Source organism: Streptomyces sp. NPDC048416 (assembly GCF_043200435.1).
Classification (GTDB): domain Bacteria; phylum Actinomycetota; class Actinomycetes; order Streptomycetales; family Streptomycetaceae; genus Streptomyces.
Genome location: NZ_JBICXU010000003.1, coordinates 300,957 through 318,162, shown reverse-complemented (window position 1 = coordinate 318,162; position 17,206 = coordinate 300,957). Strand labels below are relative to the sequence as shown.

Annotated in this window: 14 protein-coding genes and 1 tRNA gene; 2 read left to right on the top strand and 13 right to left on the bottom strand. The window is 71.2% G+C overall.

Going from position 1 to position 17,206, the window contains the following annotated elements; all coding sequences use genetic code 11:
* Nucleotides 1-170 precede the first annotated feature (170 nt).
* Complete coding sequence (locus ACGFW5_RS06170; RefSeq protein WP_393832989.1) at nucleotides 171-1,136, top strand: TetR/AcrR family transcriptional regulator C-terminal domain-containing protein; 966 nt, start codon at nucleotides 171-173, stop codon at nucleotides 1,134-1,136.
* Here the strand turns inward: ACGFW5_RS06170 and ACGFW5_RS06165 are convergent.
* From ACGFW5_RS06165 to ACGFW5_RS06130, 8 genes are all read right to left on the bottom strand, one after another.
* Complete coding sequence (locus ACGFW5_RS06165; RefSeq protein WP_393832988.1) at nucleotides 1,126-2,112, bottom strand: MDR family oxidoreductase; 987 nt, start codon at nucleotides 2,110-2,112, stop codon at nucleotides 1,126-1,128. The genes ACGFW5_RS06170 and ACGFW5_RS06165 overlap by 11 nt on opposite strands.
* A gap of 143 nt (nucleotides 2,113-2,255) precedes the next feature.
* Nucleotides 2,256-4,988, bottom strand: coding sequence for a TIM-barrel domain-containing protein (locus ACGFW5_RS06160; RefSeq protein WP_393832987.1), 2,733 nt, complete (start codon nucleotides 4,986-4,988; stop codon nucleotides 2,256-2,258).
* A gap of 636 nt (nucleotides 4,989-5,624) precedes the next feature.
* Nucleotides 5,625-6,008, bottom strand: a complete 384-nt coding sequence (locus ACGFW5_RS06155; protein ID WP_393832986.1) for a hypothetical protein — start codon at nucleotides 6,006-6,008, stop codon at nucleotides 5,625-5,627.
* A 520-nt stretch (nucleotides 6,009-6,528) separates the two neighbouring features.
* Complete coding sequence (locus tag ACGFW5_RS06150) at nucleotides 6,529-7,257, bottom strand: helix-turn-helix transcriptional regulator (RefSeq protein ID WP_393832985.1); 729 nt, start codon at nucleotides 7,255-7,257, stop codon at nucleotides 6,529-6,531.
* 11 nt (nucleotides 7,258-7,268) lie between these two features.
* Nucleotides 7,269-8,207 (bottom strand): alpha/beta hydrolase, encoded by a 939-nt coding sequence (locus tag ACGFW5_RS06145; protein ID WP_393832984.1) that lies wholly within the window; start codon nucleotides 8,205-8,207, stop codon nucleotides 7,269-7,271.
* A gap of 241 nt (nucleotides 8,208-8,448) precedes the next feature.
* Nucleotides 8,449-8,691 (bottom strand): hypothetical protein, encoded by a 243-nt coding sequence (locus ACGFW5_RS06140; RefSeq protein WP_393832983.1) that lies wholly within the window; start codon nucleotides 8,689-8,691, stop codon nucleotides 8,449-8,451.
* 441 nt (nucleotides 8,692-9,132) lie between these two features.
* A tRNA-Pro gene (locus ACGFW5_RS06135) sits at nucleotides 9,133-9,206 on the bottom strand.
* Nucleotides 9,207-9,320: 114 nt separating this feature from the next.
* On the bottom strand, nucleotides 9,321-10,514 hold the full coding sequence (locus ACGFW5_RS06130; protein WP_393832982.1) for a Gfo/Idh/MocA family protein: 1,194 nt from the start codon (nucleotides 10,512-10,514) through the stop codon (nucleotides 9,321-9,323).
* A gap of 1,311 nt (nucleotides 10,515-11,825) precedes the next feature.
* On the opposite strand from ACGFW5_RS06130, the gene ACGFW5_RS06125 reads away from it, so the two are divergent.
* The gene (locus ACGFW5_RS06125; protein WP_393832981.1) at nucleotides 11,826-13,031 is read left to right on the top strand and encodes an acyl-CoA dehydrogenase family protein; all 1,206 of its coding nucleotides are present in this window, start codon (nucleotides 11,826-11,828) and stop codon (nucleotides 13,029-13,031) included.
* A 24-nt stretch (nucleotides 13,032-13,055) separates the two neighbouring features.
* On the opposite strand, the gene ACGFW5_RS06120 is transcribed toward ACGFW5_RS06125, so the two are convergent.
* The 5 genes from ACGFW5_RS06120 to ACGFW5_RS06100 are packed head-to-tail and all read right to left on the bottom strand — an operon-like array spanning nucleotide 13,056 to nucleotide 17,018.
* Nucleotides 13,056-13,628 (bottom strand): GAF domain-containing protein, encoded by a 573-nt coding sequence (locus tag ACGFW5_RS06120; protein ID WP_393832980.1) that lies wholly within the window; start codon nucleotides 13,626-13,628, stop codon nucleotides 13,056-13,058.
* A gap of 2 nt (nucleotides 13,629-13,630) precedes the next feature.
* Complete coding sequence (locus ACGFW5_RS06115) at nucleotides 13,631-14,248, bottom strand: ATP/GTP-binding protein (protein WP_393832979.1); 618 nt, start codon at nucleotides 14,246-14,248, stop codon at nucleotides 13,631-13,633.
* On the bottom strand, nucleotides 14,226-14,597 hold the full coding sequence (locus ACGFW5_RS06110) for a DUF742 domain-containing protein (RefSeq protein WP_393832978.1): 372 nt from the start codon (nucleotides 14,595-14,597) through the stop codon (nucleotides 14,226-14,228). Before ACGFW5_RS06110 ends, ACGFW5_RS06115 begins: the two co-directional genes overlap by 23 nt.
* A gap of 2 nt (nucleotides 14,598-14,599) precedes the next feature.
* Complete coding sequence (locus tag ACGFW5_RS06105) at nucleotides 14,600-15,034, bottom strand: roadblock/LC7 domain-containing protein (protein ID WP_393832977.1); 435 nt, start codon at nucleotides 15,032-15,034, stop codon at nucleotides 14,600-14,602.
* Between the two features lie 7 nt (nucleotides 15,035-15,041).
* Nucleotides 15,042-17,018: an ATP-binding protein gene (locus tag ACGFW5_RS06100; protein WP_393832976.1), complete on the bottom strand. Its 1,977-nt coding sequence runs from the start codon at nucleotides 17,016-17,018 to the stop codon at nucleotides 15,042-15,044.
* Nucleotides 17,019-17,206: the final 188 nt, after the last annotated feature.

Genomic DNA, 17,206 nt, shown 5'->3' with positions numbered 1-17,206 from the left:
ACGCCACTGAATGTACGGCGTACACACACGCCTGCCAACAGCCGTTTTCCTTGTGCTGAACTAGTACAGGACCTCGTTCAGAGCCCTTCTCGCTGCTAGCCTCTGCACTAGTACAGCGAGAGTCGGCCGACAAAAATCTCCGTGGCTGCGGACAGGGAAGGACGGCGTACATGGCGACGCAGAGCGAACCGCCCTACCGGCGCATCGCCGGCGAGATTCGGCACCGCATCACGAGTGGCGAGCTCGCGCCGGGTGACCGGGTGCCCTCGACCCGGGCGATCGCCAAGGAGTGGGGGGTCGCGTCGGCCACCGCGACCAAGGTGCTGACCACCCTGCGCCTGGAGGGGTTCGTGGAAACCGTGCCCCGGGTCGGGACGGTCGTGAGCGACCGCGCCCCGGCCCGGCCGGTGCGCGTGCGTGCTCAGCCCGAGCACGACTTGACGCGCGAGCGGATCGTGGGCGTCGCCATGCAGATCGCGGACAGCGAGGGTCTGGACGCCCTGTCCATGCGCGGGGTCGCCGCCCGCCTCGGGGTCGCCGCGATGTCCCCGTACCGGTATGTCGGCAGCAAGGACGAGCTGGTGCTTCTGATGGCGGACGCCGCGTTCGGCGAGGCCCGTTACCCGGCGGTGCAACCGGACGGCTGGCGCGCCCGGCTCGAACTCGGCGCCCGTACCCTGTGGTCACTGTTCCGCAAGCATCCGTGGTTGGCCCAACTCACGCCCCTGACCCGGCCGTTGCTGCTTCCCAACCTCATGACGCACGCCGAGTGGGCGCTCGCCGCACTCGACGGGCACGGCCTTGGGCCGTCCACCATGATGGACATTCACGTGCTTCTGTACGGCTATGTGCAGGGGCTCGCGGCCGGTCTTGAACAGGAGACACAGGCCGCCGCGGCGACGGGAGTCAGCGACGAGGGCTGGATGGAGCACCAGACCATGGCGCTCGACGCGTTGAAGGCGTCAGGGCGCTATCCCGTCTTCACCCGGGTCACCACGGAACTGGCGAACGGATACGACCTGCGCTTCGACGAGCTCTTCGAGTTCGGCCTGGGCCCGCTGCTCGACGGGTTCGCCGGGATCGTCGAGGGCGGCGGCGCGGCGGCGCCGCCCCCGTCGGCGGGGGTCAGGCGTTGACGTCCACCACGGTCCGGCCGCGGACCTGGCCGGCGAGGATGCGGTCCGCGACGCCCGGCACGTCGGCCAGGCCGACGACGGTGGTCATCCGCTCCAGGCGCGAGAGGTCGAGATCGCGGCCCAGCCGCTCGTACGCCCGGATCCGGCGCTCCATCGGGGCCCGCACCGAGTCGATGCCGGCCAGGGTCACCCCGCGCAGGATGAACGGCAGTACGGTGCCCGGCAGGTCGGCGCCCTGGGCGAGGCCGCAGCTGGTGACGGTGCCGCCGTAGCGGGTGCCCGCGAGGACGTTGACCAGGGTGTGGCTGCCCACCGAGTCGACCGCCCCCGCCCAGCGCTCCGTGCCGAGCGGGCGGCCGGGCGCGGAGAGTTCGGCGCGGTCGATGATCTCGGCGGCGCCCAGTTCGCGCAGGTAGTCCGCCTCGGCGGGCCTCCCGGTCGAGGCGATCACCCGGTGACCGAGCCCCGCCAGCAACGACACGGCGACCGAACCGACACCGCCCGCGGCGCCCGTCACCAGCACGTCGCCGCTGTCCGGGGTGAGTCCCGCGTCCTCCAGGGCGAGCACGCTGAGCATCGCCGTGTACCCGGCGGTCCCGATCGCGGCCGCCTGCAACGTGGTGAGCCCGGCGGGCAGCGGGACCAGCCAGTCGCCGTCGACCCGGGCCTTCTGCGCGAACCCGCCGTCGTGCTCCTCCCCGACGCCGTATCCGTTGAGCACCACCTTGTCGCCGGGCGCGAACGAGGAGTGGGTGGACGACTCGACGGTGCCCGTGAAGTCGATGCCGGGAACCAGTGGGTAGGTCCGCACGACGCCCTTGCCATGGGCGAGCGCGAGGCCGTCCTTGTAGTTGACGGTCGAGTACTCCACGGCGACGGTCACATCGCCCTCGTGGAGCTCGTTCTCCTGGAGCGTGACGGTGTCGGCCCGGTGGCCCTGCTCGCCCTTGGTCACACGGATGGCGCGAAATGACATCGAATCGATCTCCTGGCGGTCGGGTGCCTGTTCAGCCGTACGCCGATCCTGCCCCAACCGCCACCCCCGCACCTGCGCAGGGGCCGTACCGGACGGCTCACGGTACGGCCCCGGCCCGCCGGCGGCGGACCGTCAGGTCCCGCTCACGCGATCTGCACGGAGAAGGCGTGACCAGTCGACTGCGACGGCGTCTTGACGTCGGTCACTCCGCTCGCGGGATCGAAGAACCACCCCGAGCCCGCCGCGTCGAGCTCCGCCGCCGACCCGTACCGGTGCAGCCGCTTCCCGCCGAGCGCGACGATCCCGGGGGCCGCCCCGCTGTGGACGGTGAAGCGGTAGGAGCGGGCGGCGGGCTTGCCTTCATAACTGCCCACACTGGCGCCGACGTTGAGGACCGATGCGCGGCCGGCCGAGGTCACCTGGACCCGCTGGGTGGCCGAACTCCCCTTGGCGAACTGCCGGGTGACGCCGTCGTCCTCGTACAGCGTGTAGGAGGAGCTGCCGAGCCGGGGGTAGATGTCGTAGTCCAGCTCGCCCTTGTCCCTGGTCTGCCAGGACGTCGTGCCCTTGGGCCACATCGGCACGATCGAGCCGCCCTTCACGAACAGCGGGAGGGTGTCGAGCGGGGCCGCATAGTGGTCGATGGTGGTGGGGCCCTGGTAGGTCTTGCCCGTCCAGTAGTCGGTCCAGGTGCCCTTGGGCAGGTAGATGCCGTCGCGGACGCTGGTGTCGCTGTAGACGGGGGCGACGAGGAAGTCCGGCCCGGCCAGGAACTCGTACTTGGCGTTCGCGCCCAGGGCGGCGGGGTCGTCCGGGTACTCCAGGGAGAGGGGGCGGACCGCGCCGACGCCGGTGGTGGTGGCGTCCTTGGAGAGCCCGTACATGTACGGGATGAGCCGTTCCTTCAGCTGGAGGTACTTGCGGTTGATGGAGGCGTACGGTTCGCCGTCGAGCCAGGGCTGCTGGTCGGCGGCCTTGCCGGTGGTGAGGTCCTTGGCCCAGCCGTCCATCGTCATGATGGTGGGCAGGAACGCCTTCCACTGGAGGTCACGCGTGTACATCTTCGGGTCGTGGCCGAAGATGCTGCCGACGTCGCCGGTGTTGTAGGCGATGCCGGAGAGCGTGGCGCCCGCGTACGTGGGGATCTGCCAGCGCAGGTAGTCCCAGCTGAGCTTCTGGTCGCCGCTCCACAGCACGCCGCAGCGCTGGGCTCCCGCCCAGGAGACGGGCAGCCAGACAAAGCCGCGCGCGTCGCTGTTGTCCTCGATGCCGGCCTTCGCCTGATCGCACGCGTTGAGCGCGAAGCCGTAGCCGTTGCCGACCCAGGCGACGTCGAGTTTCGCGACGCGCTGGCCCGCCTTGACCTGGTCGGCGAGCTTGTCCAGGCCGTCCTGGGTCCACAGGCCGAGCTGCGCGTTGTGGGCCTGGAGGCCCTTTCCGGTCTCGACAAGGTTCTCGTAGCCGCAGCCGTAGCCGTCGTTGACGAGCATCCAGCCGAGCGGCATCTGGTTCTGGGTGTAGCCGTCGGCGACCTTGAGCGCGTCCAGGGTGTGCCGTTCACCCCGGTTGGCGTTGTGCAGATAGCAGTCGGAGTCGCCCGGTTCGAGCCCGTACACGGGCGGCATGAACGGCTTGCCGACCAGCGAGGTGTACTTGCCGATGACGGACTTCACGTCGCCCGTGAAGTAGTAGGCGTCCAGGCGCCGTTCCTGCTGCCCGGTGCGCACCCGCGGGCCGAAGTCGTAGACGCCGGGGGTGAAGGTGTTGCGGAACACGCCGTATCCGGCGGAGGAGATGTAGAACGGCTGCGAGTTGTTCCAGCCGCCCTCGTTCCAGTTGGTGTTGTTGCCGACGTTCATGACCTGGTCGCGGTGGGAGAAGCTGCCGTTCTGCTCGCCCCCGCCGAAGAACTGCTCGTCGGCGCCGCGGGTCAGGCTCTGCCGCATGCCGCCGGAGGTCCAGCGCAGCGGGTCTGCCTCGGACCAGATGACGGTTCTGTTGTCGCCCTTGTAGAGCGCGAAGCGGAGCGGCTTCTTGTAGACGCGCAGGACGACGTCCTTGCTGCGAATGCCGTAATAGGCGCCCGCGTCAAAGGAGTTGGTGTTCTTCTGCGGCTTCGGCCGGGTCTGGATCATGTGACTGTCGGGCGGGTCGGTGAAGGTGCCGTCCGGGGCGGCGCGCAGCCGCAGCGTGTCGTCGGCGAGGAAGTCCACGCGGGCCTTCAGCGCTCCGGCGGCGATGTCGTACGTGCCGTCCTTGCCGCCGAAGGCGGTGACGTTCCCGGCGTCGGTCGGCTCCGGCAGGTAGGCCGTGCCCGTGAACGAGTTGTGGTGCACGTCGTAGGGGACGACGACCACGTGGTACGTCCCCGACGCCTTCGGGATGACGGTGGCCTCGGGGTCGGCGGTGCCCGCGCTCGACGCGACCTGCTTGCCCGCGTCGTCATAGACGTACAGGTCGAAGTCGTCCGTGGGGGTCGCCCATTGGACGGAGACGGGCACGCCGCCTTCCGGGTTGTCGTCCCACTCACCGGCCGGCGGCCGCACCGTCAGGTCGAACCGGGCACAGACGGCGCCGTCCGGATCCTGCGCGGGCGGCGGGCACTTGTCGGGCGAACCGACAGTGCCCTTCTCGTAGACCGGGCTCTGCCACGTCACGGACTTCGTACCACTGTCCAGGACGCCGCCGGGTGGCGCCGCGGCCTCGGCGCGGGCGGCCGGGACGGCCGGGACGGTTAGCGCGGTAAGGGCGAGCGCGAGCGTCGAGAAGACGGCCACGGCGGGCCGTCGGGGCGGGTGGAATCGGTGCCAGGGGGTCCGCAAGGGTCGTTCTCCGTTCGTACCGAGCAACAGCCGGGGCGAGGCGTGCGCGTTCATGCTTGGAACAGTGGAGTTTCGAGCATCAAGAATCACCGCGAGGCGGGTACATGTCAACGCCTGTGACACGCGGGGGTTTCGTGAGCGCGATGGGTGGGCTGCATCTCCCCCGCCGGGGGCCCAGTTCACGGCCCCACCCGGCATGGCATCGGACACGGACCGCACCGCACCGCACCGCAGAGGAGTCGACGGGTTGGCCGCAGCCGACACACCCGGGCGCCCGCGCACCGCACCGTACGGCCCGCAGGCGGAGGGGGTTTGGCGGGGCGGGGACCTGCGGGGGCAATTGGATGCGGTCCGCGGACGGAGGGGGTTGGGGGAACGCGCGGGACTGCTCGGGCAACCGGATGCGGTCCGCGGACGGAGGGGGGTTAAGAGGCGCGAGGCGCGAGGAACTGCGCGAACAACCGGCCACAGCCCGCAGACGGACGCGGGTTAAGGGGCGCGGGGAACTGCGCGAACAACCGGCCACAGCCCGCAGACGACGCCGGGGTTAAGGGGCGCGGGGACTGCGCCACCGGCCCTCCCCGGAAGCGGCCCCCCGGTCCCCGAGGGCGCGCCTCACATGGAGTCAGGGGGTACCGCGACGCCGGGTCGGACGGATGGCGGACCCGGCCCCCGCCCCGGGGCAGGGGGTCATGGCAGGACGAACCAGTCCATGCCGAACGCCGCGGCGAGACCCACCACGAGGAGCCAGGAGCCCAGCCGGGTCCGCCCGTTGCGGCTCAGCTCGATGACCACCCCGCACAGGATGAGAGCGATCCCGTACACACCGACGACGAGTACGGACGACCGGGTGGCCAGGCGTACGACGAGGATCACCCCCATCGCCGCCATGAGCACACCGGCGGCAACCATGCGTATGCGCCGCGCCTGTCGAGGAGCCATCCCCTCCCGCATGGCTTCGCTGCGGTCCGAGGCGTCCTCGGGGTCCGTATCGTCCTCGAAGTCGCCCACGCCGTCGGGGCGTTCGGCTGCGGCGGCGGTGGGAGCGGGGGCGGGGGCGGGGGTGGCCGTCATGGCCGGCCCACGCTTTCCCTCCCCCGCGGACCCGGCGGCGCCCTCGGCGGCAGACGCGGCGGCTCCCGGAACCCCCGACCCGGCGGCACCGGACCCCGCACCCTCCGCGCGCTTGGCCTCATCCACGCCTTCCGTGATCACGGATCCGGCACGCGCCCCGGCACCGGCCTCCGCAACCACACCGCCGGCACCGGCACCGGAATCCGCACCCTCGGCATCAAGACCGGCACCGGCACCGGCACCGGCACCACCTTCCGCCGCACCCGGTTCCTCCGCCGCGTCGACGTCCTGCCGTGCCGAAGCGCGCTGAGCCCGCGGCCGTTTCGGCGCCGACGCCCCGCCGGGTATGGGCTCTTCCTTCGCTTCGGGCGCCCTCGGCGCTTCCGGGGCCGCGTCCACCGCTTGTTCCTGATCCGAGGTGCTCATGAGCCCGGATCGTAATCGCTCCCCGTCACCGCGTTCCATCCCGGCCAGGACTGCGACGCGCCCCGGCGTGCTGCGCAGCCGGCACCTGGCCCCCTCAGGCGTCGGAAGACGGAGGTATGAGCGGCGTCAGGGCGGGGGGCCGCGCCGCCTCGGCGGCCACCGAGCCGATCAACAGGGCCCCCAGGTCACGGGGTTCAGCCTGCTCGGCGGTGAGCACCGCTTCCGCGATCCGGTCCAGCCTGAATCCACGGCCGGCCTGTCGCGTGCGGCACCAGGCGATGAGGTACCACCGGCCCCCGGCACCGAGCAGGCCTGCCGGTTCCACCACACGCGAACTCGCGCGTCCTGCCGCGTCGGCGTAGGACAGGCGCAGCACCGCGTTGGCGGCGAGGGCCTGTTCCACCGCTGCGCGGACCGTGGGGTTGGCCGGTGAGGGCAGCGTGACGATCCGGGTGGCGAGCACGCCCGCCGCGGCCGAGGCGGGGCCGCTCATCGAGGCCGCGAGTTTCTGGGCCGCTCTGCGGGCCGCGCCGGCATGGGGGGCGGTGGCGTCGGCCGCGGCGAGGGCCACGGTCAGGGCCGACGCCTCGTCGGCGGTGAACCGGATCGGTGGCAGCGTCATCGCCGCGTCGATGGACCAGCCTCCGCCGCGCCCCGTCGCGGTGCGCACCGGGACGCCCGCTTCCATCAACGCCTGGAGGTCGCGCTGCACGGTGCGCGTGCTGACCTCGCACCGCGCGGCGAGCACCGCGACCGTCACCGGACGCGGCGCCGCCGCACGCAACTCTTCCACCAGCCAGTACAGCCGAGCAGTGCGGTTCACGTCGGTGGACGCTACCGTGCCGCCGCGGCCAGGAAGTCCCGCTCCCGCCGCAGCTCGCGTTCGGTGACGGTCAGCGGGAACAGGGTGAATCCGTGCATGGCGCCCGCGACGACGTCGAGCTGCGCGGGCGCGCCGGCCGCCTGCCAGCGCGCGGCGAGGAACAGCGAGTCGTCCCGCAGGGGGTCCTCGGTGCCGACCGCGATCCGCGCGGGCGGCAGACCCGTCAGATCGGCGAACAGCGGTGAGACATCGGGATCGCGGCGCTGCTCCGCTTCCATGCCGGGCGTGAACATCTCGTAGGCGGGCCTCAGGGTGTCGGTGTTGCTCAACAGCCGCCGGGATCCGAAGGTCCGCTGGCTCGGTGTCATCGACAGGTCGTACACGCCGAACAGAAGCTGGGCCGCCCCGAACGCGTCGCTGATGCCGTGCCGGTCCCGAAGGCGCAGCAGTGTCACGACGGCAAGGTGGGCGCCGGCCGACTCGCCGCCGATCAGGAGCCGGCGGGTGCCGAACTCGGCTGCGGCATGCTCCACCAGCCACCGGGCGGCCACTTCGCAGTCGTCCGGCCCGGCGGGGAACGGATGCTCGGGCGCGAGGCGGTACTCCACGCTGACCACGGCCAGCCGCGTCTGGGTCGCGAGCCACCACAGCCGCTCGTCCTGCCCGTCGGCGGAGCCGAAGGCCCAGCTGCCTCCGTGCATGTGCAGGTACACGCCGTCGACATGGTCCGGCACGAACGTCCTGACCTTCACCCCGCCCGCCACGATCCGGTCGCGGCCCTGCGGCAGTCTCACGGGTGGCGTGTCGCCGCCCAGCCGGTTGCGCCGCAGGGTGGCGAACAGCGTGGCGTCCGGCGGCCCGCCGGGAGCGGGCCGGCTCGCGGCAGCTGCCGCGAATTGCTCGTTGAATGCCAAGGTTTCAGCGAGACAGTCCTCGTCTTTGATCTCCATGTTCCGTACGGTCGCAGCCGCTCGCGACAACGTCCTGTCACCCTTGACAAGTGAGCTGGGTCACAGGATCGGGGTGCGCCCGTCCCCGGGATCGCCCCCGGCCCGCCCCCCGAGATCGCCCCCGGGATCGCCCCCGCCGGGCTCGCCGACACGGCGGGCAGGGCGCGGACGCACAGCGGCAGGGCGCGTACCCGCCCTGGAGGCGGGACGCGCCCTGCGTGCTCGCACTGGCCGCGAGGACCTAGGACGAGTGGTGGTTCTGGAAGCCGTAGTCGTGCATCATGCCCTCCCACGAGGAGTACTTGCAGCCGTTGCCGACCGCGGCGTGCCCCATGCCCATCGTCGCGGCGAACGAGCCGCAGGCGGCGGTCTTGCCACCGGAGTGGTGGTCGTCGTCCCGGTCGTGGGCCAGCGCGGTGCCGGTGCTGCCGAGGATCGCGGCGACGGCGAGAGCGCCGGCGGCCAGAGTGGTGCGCATACGCATGTTGGCTCCTGTTCGAGCGGTTGAGGGGGAAAACATGGTGATCAGTCCCCGGCAGCCGACGGCGGCAAAACCCCTGTCACCCGACCGCCGACGCGCGTGCCCCCAGCGGGGCGGGAGCCGCAGAGACACCCGGCCGGTCGGCGGACGGCGGTTGGTGGTCAGCGGTCGGTGGTCAGCGGTGAACACGCGTCAAGGCGCACGCCGGTCCCCCCTCGAAGGCGTACGCCGGTCCCCCCTCGGAGGCGTACGCCAGTGCCCCCTCGGAGGCGGCTGATCGTTTCCGCTGTCGGGGCGCCGTACGTACCGCGCTCCCCACCGGGCCCGGTCGTCGGCCTCGGACAGCCGGGGGTCTCGATCACTGGGGGCCCATCCGGCCCCGGAAACGATCGAGGGCCGGTTTCGGATTTCTCCGAAACCGGCCCTGACCTCGACTCTTTCAAGTCGGGACGACAGGATTTGAACCTGCGACCCCTTGACCCCCAGTCAAGTGCGCTACCAAGCTGCGCCACGTCCCGATGCCCGTCTGACCTGGGGTTTCCCCCGGCCGTTCGTGCATGAGAACAATACCGCACTTCCCCGGGTGGTCACGAACCCCTTTCACGGGGTACCCGCGGCGGGACGCGGCGGGCTCAGTGCGCCTCGTGCCGCTGTCCCCGTTCGAAGTACGCCGCCAGCTCGGGGTCGAGCGGTGGCACCCGCCGCGGGACGCCGCCGGCCCGCAGGGAGGCCGTGGCCTCGTACCCCGCGGCGACCGCCATCCGGGCGGCGACGGGCGAGGTGTCGGTGGCGCCGCCGTCACGGACGAAGCGCAGGAACTCGTCCATGATCAACGGATCGGCCCCGCCGTGCCCCCGGCGGCTCGTGGCCTTGGGGATCTCGTACGTGGCGTCGGGCTCGGCGCGGTAGTGGGAGCGCCGGGAGTTCCAGACCTTCACGTGGCTGCCCGGGCCGTCGCCGAAGTTCTCCAGACGGCCGGCGTCGCCGATGACCGTGTAATTGCGCCAGTAGTCGGGGGTGAAGTGGCACTGCTGGTACGAGGCCAGGACGCCGTTGTCCAGGCGCATGTTGAGCAGGGACACGTCCTCGATGTCGATGACCGGGTTCAGGCCGCGCTGGGTGTGCGGCGGCCAGTGACCGTCCTTGGTGTACCAGTCATCGGCCTTCGGCTCGCCCGGGGCCCGGCGGTTCGGGTTGTCGCCGTACACCATGAGATCGCCCATGGCCTGGACGTCACGCGTGTAGCCGCCGGAGAGCCAGTGCAGTACGTCGATGTCGTGCGCCGCCTTTTGCAGCAGGAGGCCGGTGGTGTACTGGCGCTCGGCGTGCCAGTCCTTGAAGTACCAGTCGCCGCCGTACCCCACGAAGTGACGGACCCAGACCGTCTTGACGTTGCCCACGGCGCCGCGGGCGACCAGGTCCCGCATCGTCCGCACCACCGGCATGTGCCGCATGTTGTGACCCACGTACACCCGGGTGCCGGTCTCACGGGCCGTGTGCAGGATCTCGTCGCAGCGCTCGACCGTGATGTCGAGGGGCTTCTCGACGAACACCGGCTTCCCGGCGAGCAGGGCGGCGCAGGCGAGGTCGGCGTGGGTGTGGTCGGGGGTGAGGACGAGCACGGCGTCGATGTCCGGGGCCTCGATCACCCGGCGGTGGTCGCCGGGGACCCGCGCGTCGGGGAAGGCCGCGGTGGCCGCGTCACGCGCCCGGGGGTCGGGGTCGGCCACGGCGACGACGCGAGCGCCGCGACCGGGCCGGTGCGCGGTGCGCGCGAAGGCGCCGCGCATGCCGTATCCGATGACGCCGATACGGAGGTCACTCATGTGTCAACTTCCTTCATGTCGAGCGGTGTTGCGGCGGGGGCGGATACGGGTGCGTCAGGGGTGGGAGCCGGGACGGTACGAACCGGGACAGTGGGGGCCGCGCCCCCGGCCCTGGTGCGCCAGGCACCCCCTAGGGACAACCGGCGCCCGGGGCGTACGGTGGCGCCCGCCTCGGCTGTCGCACGCGACACCGTGCGGCGCGACACCGTGCGGCGCGACACCCGTGCGGCGCGACACCCGCAGGGCCGAGGCGTACGGAGCGCTTCCGTCCGGCCCGCGCACTGGCCGGTTTTTCCACCATTTCCCCACACCGCGGGCCCATGCGAAACACGCCGGGCAGCGAGCCCGGGCGGTCGGCCCGCTTGGCGCGGCGGCGGCCGGTGTCCGGAAGCGGACGCTCGTCGGCCGGAACGTGCCGCCGCCCCGGGAGCGCGACCGGGGAGGCGGTCCATTCCACATTTCACGCTCCGTCGCGCGCCCCACACCACCTCAACGCCCCCTTCGCGCCGATCCGCACTCCAACGCGCTGTCCCCCCGAGGTAGTCGGAAGCGCACGGCAAGGGTCCCACAGCGCTCCCGGGGCCGACCCGTTCCCCTTATGAACACAGGGAGGGGAAGAAGACGACTGCCGCCTCGCTCCCGCCTCCCGGGCCCGTGCCGGGTCGCCGGCCCGACGCGCCACCCCGCCCGCTCGGACCCGAAACCGCTCTCCGGCTCCTCATGATCCTTCGGCCGCCTCCCGGCCCGGCCCGGAAAGCAGCAGGCCAGAGGGGCTGTCGTGGCGACCATGCCGCCCCCGCGGCCTGGTGCGCGGGGCGTGCGCACCGGTCGCACCCTCCTCATGGCCCCGCTTGATCCGCCACCCGACGCCACCCCACGGACGGGAGTGCGCTGGTGGGCGCGGTGGCGGGAGCCGTTTCGTTCACCCACACGCAGGAAGAGCAGTCCATTTTCGTCGTTGTCGAAGCGGAACCAGTTCTTCAGTTGTCCTCAGATGTCACGTCCGCGCTCATCTGATTCCGCTTCCTGTCCCTCAGTGCCACATGCCCACGAAACTTTTGCCGTGGGCATGTGGCAGGAAGTTGTGTGAAGGGGATGCAATCGACTGGGACCGGACGGGGCCGGCCCCCACACAACACCTCGCCACTCAACGTCAACTCGCTTGATTCTGGCCAACGTTGGTTATGGATGGTGTACGAACCGACAACGATCCACCACACGAGAGGTCGGCCCCTTCGGGACGGGACCACTGCCGATGCACCACCTGCCGGGGCCACCCGCAGCAGGCGTTTCGCGGAGGAGGGCTCGCGGATGCACGGATACATCAACAGCCGACCGCACCAACAACTCAGGGACGACGTCAGGCACTTCGCGGAACACGAGGTGCGGCCACGGATAGCGGAGATGGAGACGGCGCGCACCGTTCAGCACGAGTTGTCGCGGCTCATCGCCCGCCAGGGCTGGATAGGGGCCACCGTCAGCCCCGCGTACGGGGGCATGGGGGTCGGACACCTGGGCAAGACCATCATCATCGAGGAGCTGTCGCGGGTCAGCGGCGCGATGGGCGCGATGGTGCAGGCCTCGCAGCTCGGCGTCGCCAAGATCCTTCACTATGGGAACGAGGAGCAGAAGAAGCACTGGCTCCCGGCCGTCTCCGCCGGTGAGTGCCTGCCGACGATCGCAGTGACCGAGCCGGAGTCGGGCGGGCATGTGCTGGGCATGGCCGCGAGCGCGGTGCGGGACGGTGACGACTACATTCTCAATGGCCGAAAGGTGTATGTGGGCAACAGTCATGTGGGCGATCTCCATGGGGTGATCCTGCGCACCGGGCCGGGCTCCAGAGGGCTTTCGGCCTTCCTCGTCGAGTCCGACCGGCCCGGCTTCTCGCTGGGCGAGCACAGCGAGTCGATGGGGCTGCACGGCTTCAGTTTCGGTGAGGTCCGCTTCCACAACTGCCGGGTGCCCGCGTCCCATCGGCTCGGCGAGGAGGGTGAAGGACTCGCCGTCGCATACTCCTCAAGCGTGCTCTACGGGCGGGCCAACCTCACCGCCGTGTCGCTCGGCATTCACCAGGCGATCCTTGAGGAGACCACCGCGTTCTGCCGTGAGCGGGTCCGCTACGGCAAGCCGCTGCACGAACTCCCCAACATCAAAATCAAGTTGGGCCAGCTCCAGTCCCGGGTCATGACGGCGAGACTGGTGGCCTACCACGCGGTCCAGCTGCTCGACCAGGGGCTGCCGTGCGACGCGGAGCTCATGAACGCCAAGGTGGTCAACGTCGAGTCGGCTCTGGACTCGGCGCGCAACGCCATGGAGATCCACGCGGCGGCGGGGCTGTTCACCGACCGCCCCATCGAGCGGTACCTGCGCGACGCCCACCACATCTTCGCCCCGGCCGGCACCTCGGACGTCCAACTGCTGCGGCTGGCCGAGGTGGCGCTGGGCACGGCGAAGGGCCAGTGGTCGCAGCGGCTCTCGGATCAGGTACGCATGGAGGAGCCGGCCCCGGTCCACTGACCACAGGTGCGCCGCGGGGACGGCTCAGATGCGGCCGTCCTCGCGCCGGTGGATCTGCTCGATCAGCTCCGCCGCCATCGACTTGATCGTCTCAAGGCCCGCCCTGCCCCAGGGCCGGGGCTCGGTGTCCACGACGCAGATCGTGCCGAGTGCGATGCCCGTACGGTCGATGAGCGGCGCCCCGAGATAGGACCGGATGCCGATCTCGTCCACGACCGGGTTCCCCGCGAACCGCGGGTAGTCGCACACGTCCTCCAGGACGAGCGCCTTGCGCCGCACCACGACGTGCGGGCAGTACCCGTGGTCGCGGGCCATGATCCGGCTCACGCCACCGGATCCGCCGACCGCCGTGCCGAGGTCGGAGCCCGTGTGGGTGCCGTTCGGCGTGTGCAGTCCGGCGAAGAACTGCTGGTTCTCGTCAATGAAGTTGACCATCGAGAAGGGGGCGCCGGTCACCTCGGCGAGCTTGCGGGCGAACTCGTCGAAGGCGGGATCGGGCAACTGGCCCATGCCCAGCTGCCGCAGCCGCTGGACGCGGACCGGCGCCTCCCGGTCCACGGGGGTGAGCAGCAGATGTCCGGTCGGGTCGTACGTCATAGTCAGGCTCCATGGCTGGTGGCTGCCGGGACGGTGGCGAGCAGATGCTGGACCAGGGTGACCAGCGTCCGGATGCCGGAGCTTGCGATGCGGGCGTCGCACAGTACGACGGGGACCTCGGGTTTGAGGTCTATGGCGGCCCGCACCTCCTCCGGGTCGTAGCGGTACGAACCGTCGAACTCGTTGACGGCGACGAGGAATCCGATGCCCCGCCGCTCGAAGAAGTCGACGGCGGCGAAACATTCGTGGAGCCTGCGGGTGTCGGCGAGGATCACCGCGCCCAGCGCCCCTTCGGACAGCTCGTCCCACATGAACCAGAACCGCTCCTGTCCCGGCGTACCGAACAGGTAGAGCACATGGCGGTCGTCCAGGGTGATGCGGCCGAAGTCCATGGCGACCGTGGTGGTGGTCTTGGACTCGACTCCTTCGAGGCTGTCGTGGCCCACGCTGAATGTGGTGAGGAGTTCTTCGGTGGAGAGCGGTTCGATCTCGCTGACCGCTCCGACAAAGGTCGTCTTGCCGACCCCGAACCCTCCCGCGACGAGGATTTTCAGCGCGGTCGGGAACAGGTCCACGGCGTCCCCGGCTAGGCGGGCGTCACAGCCGTCGTCGTAGGCCATCGAGCACTGCCTCCAGCAGAGATCGGTCGGTGGGTGTGTGAGTGAAGCGTGGGGCCCGTGCGGTCACCGCCCCGCAGTCCACCAGATCGGAAAGGAGCACTTTGGTGACGACGGCCGGCAACCGCAGATGGGCCGAGATCTCCGCCACCGAGGTGGGCCCCTTGCACAGGCCGAGTGCCTGCGAGTGCTCGGGGCCCAGATGCGTCTGGGGCGGGGCGCCGGTCGCCATGACCTGGGAGAGCAGGTCGAGGGTCGCGGTCGGCCTGGTACGGCCGTTGCTCACCGTATAGGGGCGGATCAGCCGCCCGGCCGCGTCGTCGAGCCACGGCCCGTCCTGGGGGGCCGCCACGGTCAACTCCTCAGGCCGCTCGGTGTGCCTGCTCCCTGCCTGGCCGGCGTCACGAGGTAGGGCCGTACGCTCTTGACGAGCATGGCCATCTCGTAGCCGAGCACGGCGGCGTCCGCCTCCCGGCCCGCCAGGACGGCGAGACAGGTGCCCGAGCCGGCCGTGGACACGAACAGCAGCGTGGAGTCGAGTTCCACCACGACCTGCCTGACCTCGCCCCCGTCACCGAAGCGCGCTCCCGCGCTGCGGCCGAGCGAGTAGAGACCCGACGCGAGGGCCGCCATGTGGTCGGCGCTGTCGGTGTCCAGGCCGTGGACGGATTTCACCAGGCCGTCGCAGGAGAGCAGAACCGCGTTGCGGGTGTAGGGCACCCGCTGGACCAGTCCGCTCAGCAGCCAGTCGAGGTCCGAGACGTGTCCGGTCGGCGCATCGCTCGCCATGGTGCATCTACTCCTTGGAGTGTTCGGCGTCAGTTTCCGACTGGGGCGCCTGGGGTGACTGGTGGGTCGGCTGTGCGGTGTGGCTCTGCTGCGCCTCGGCGAGTCCGATGCCCCGCTGGAAGGCGGCCATCAACCCCGGGTCGTGCAGGGTGGTTTCGCCGTTCCTGCGGGGCGCGGGGGCGTCCCGCAGCTGGGGTACGAGGTGTTCTTGACTGCGGCGCCGGGGCAGATCGGGGCGGCCCATGGTGCCGCGTACGGCGTCGTCGCGGACTCTGGGCACGGTGGGCAGCACGGGCTCGGCGACCGCGGGAGTCATGCCGTGCTGGAGGCCGGGCGGTGCGGCGGCCGGGTTGGGCCGCTCCTCGTGCGCCCCCCGTACGGGCAGCGGTCCGTTTCCGTGACCGGCCGTGGTCGGCTCCGCCACGTACTGCCGGGGTGGGGGCAGCAGGTGGATGGACGGCCGGGCCTGGTGGGCGGGCTCCGGCTGTACGGGTTCGGCGTAGGCGGGAGCCGGTGCGGGGGCGGGGGGCGGCGCGGGTGCCGGTGCGGGCGCGGGTGCCGGTGCTGGAATGGCGGCCGGCAGGTGGGTGCTCGCGCCCATGGCCGGGGCCGCCAGGTCGGGGGCCGGCGCGAGGGAGGTCTGTCCGGTGCTCTCCTGCTCCGAGCCCGGCGCCGTCCGCGAGTCCGTGCGGTCCTGCTGGTTCGCGTCGCCGGGTTCGGCGCCCAGCAGGCCCTGGGGCAGTACCAGAACGGCCTGCACTCCGCCGTAGATGTTGGTCTGGAGGCGGACCGCGATGCCGTGCCTGCGGGCCAGCGCGGAGACCACGAACAATCCGATGCGGCCGTCCTGGAGGAGGTGGGCGACATTGACCTGGTCGGGGTCGGACAGCAGCGCGTTCATCTTGTTCTGCTCGGTGACCGGCATGCCGAGGCCGCGGTCCTCGACCTCCACGGCGAGACCCGCCGTCACGAACTGTGCCCGCAGCAGGACCTGCGTGTGCGGTGCCGAGAACACCGTGGCGTTCTCGACGAGTTCGGCCAGGAGGTGGATGACGTCGGCCACGGCGTGGCCGCGCAGCGTCCCGTCGATCGGCGGGACCAGCTTGACCCGTGGGTACTGCTCGACCTCGGCGATCGAGGAGCGCAGGACCTCCGTCATGGTGACCGGGTGGGACCACTGGCGCCGGGAGATGGCGCCGCCGAGCACGGCCAGGTTCTCGGCGTGCCGGCGGATCCGGGTGGCCAGGTGGTCGACGTGGAAGAGCCCCTTGAGCAGTTCGGGGTCCTCGACCTGGTTCTCCAGTTCGTCCAGGAGCTGGATCTCCCGGTGGACGAGGGACTGGAGCCGGCGGGCGAGGTTGACGAAGACCTCGACCTTCTGTTCGTTGCCGACGCTGCTGGAGAGCTGGGAGGCCTGCACCACCGCGACCACGGCCGCGTCGTGCGAGCGGGTCAGCTCGTGCGCCAGCAGTTCGAACTCATCGGCGCCGGGCGGCAGATGCGTCGGCGTCCGGCGTGCGGGCGGGCCTTCGCCGCGGCGCAGCGCCTCGACGACCGTACGCAGGTCGGCTGCCGACCTGGCGCTGCCGCGGCGCAGCCCGTTGGCCCGGCCGAGCACGGACTTGGCCACCCGGTCGGCGCCGATGCCGGCCGCGACGAGCGCGGCGATCGCCAGTACGGCAAGGCCCGCGAGCAGTGCCCAGAGCCCCAGCGAGGGGTGGCTGCCGGTGGAGTGCAGGGTGAAGGCGACGGCGGCCGCGCCGCACAGCACCGCGACGGTGGCGGGCAGTACGGCGGCGCGCAGCAGTTGGGGTCGTATGCGGGACTCGGGTGACGGGCGTGGCCCCGGGGGCGCCGGGGTCCGGCCCGCCGGGTCCTGGCGGGCGGCGTCGGCGGGGGCCTGCTGCGGCCGGGTGGCGTTACGGCCGTGCCGCCCGCCTTCGCGGCGGTCCGGCCGCGCTGCGGGTGCGCGGAGATGAGACATCGGCGTCCTCGGTGCGTGGGGTCCCATGGATCACTCTGGCGGGCCCAACTCGGCTGATGTAAGGCCCATTTTGATCGTCGGCCACTCACCGTAGTAGCCGATCCATCACCCTCGGTGCGCAGTTGGCAAACTTCCCCGCGTGGCGTCCCACTCTGGTATGACGCGTCGCACGGCAGACCGATAACCAG

Coding starts and splice junctions, on each gene's coding strand:
- ACGFW5_RS06170 (WP_393832989.1), top strand. CDS start 171: ATGGCGACGCAGAGCGAACCGCCCTACCGGCGCATCGCCGGCGAGATT.
- ACGFW5_RS06165 (WP_393832988.1), bottom strand. CDS start 2,112: ATGTCATTTCGCGCCATCCGTGTGACCAAGGGCGAGCAGGGCCACCGG.
- ACGFW5_RS06160 (WP_393832987.1), bottom strand. CDS start 4,988: ATGAACGCGCACGCCTCGCCCCGGCTGTTGCTCGGTACGAACGGAGAA.
- ACGFW5_RS06155 (WP_393832986.1), bottom strand. CDS start 6,008: ATGACGGCCACCCCCGCCCCCGCCCCCGCTCCCACCGCCGCCGCAGCC.
- ACGFW5_RS06145 (WP_393832984.1), bottom strand. CDS start 8,207: ATGGAGATCAAAGACGAGGACTGTCTCGCTGAAACCTTGGCATTCAAC.
- ACGFW5_RS06140 (WP_393832983.1), bottom strand. CDS start 8,691: ATGCGTATGCGCACCACTCTGGCCGCCGGCGCTCTCGCCGTCGCCGCG.
- ACGFW5_RS06130 (WP_393832982.1), bottom strand. CDS start 10,514: ATGAGTGACCTCCGTATCGGCGTCATCGGATACGGCATGCGCGGCGCC.
- ACGFW5_RS06125 (WP_393832981.1), top strand. CDS start 11,826: ATGCACGGATACATCAACAGCCGACCGCACCAACAACTCAGGGACGAC.
- ACGFW5_RS06120 (WP_393832980.1), bottom strand. CDS start 13,628: ATGACGTACGACCCGACCGGACATCTGCTGCTCACCCCCGTGGACCGG.
- ACGFW5_RS06115 (WP_393832979.1), bottom strand. CDS start 14,248: ATGGCCTACGACGACGGCTGTGACGCCCGCCTAGCCGGGGACGCCGTG.
- ACGFW5_RS06105 (WP_393832977.1), bottom strand. CDS start 15,034: ATGGCGAGCGATGCGCCGACCGGACACGTCTCGGACCTCGACTGGCTG.
- ACGFW5_RS06100 (WP_393832976.1), bottom strand. CDS start 17,018: ATGTCTCATCTCCGCGCACCCGCAGCGCGGCCGGACCGCCGCGAAGGC.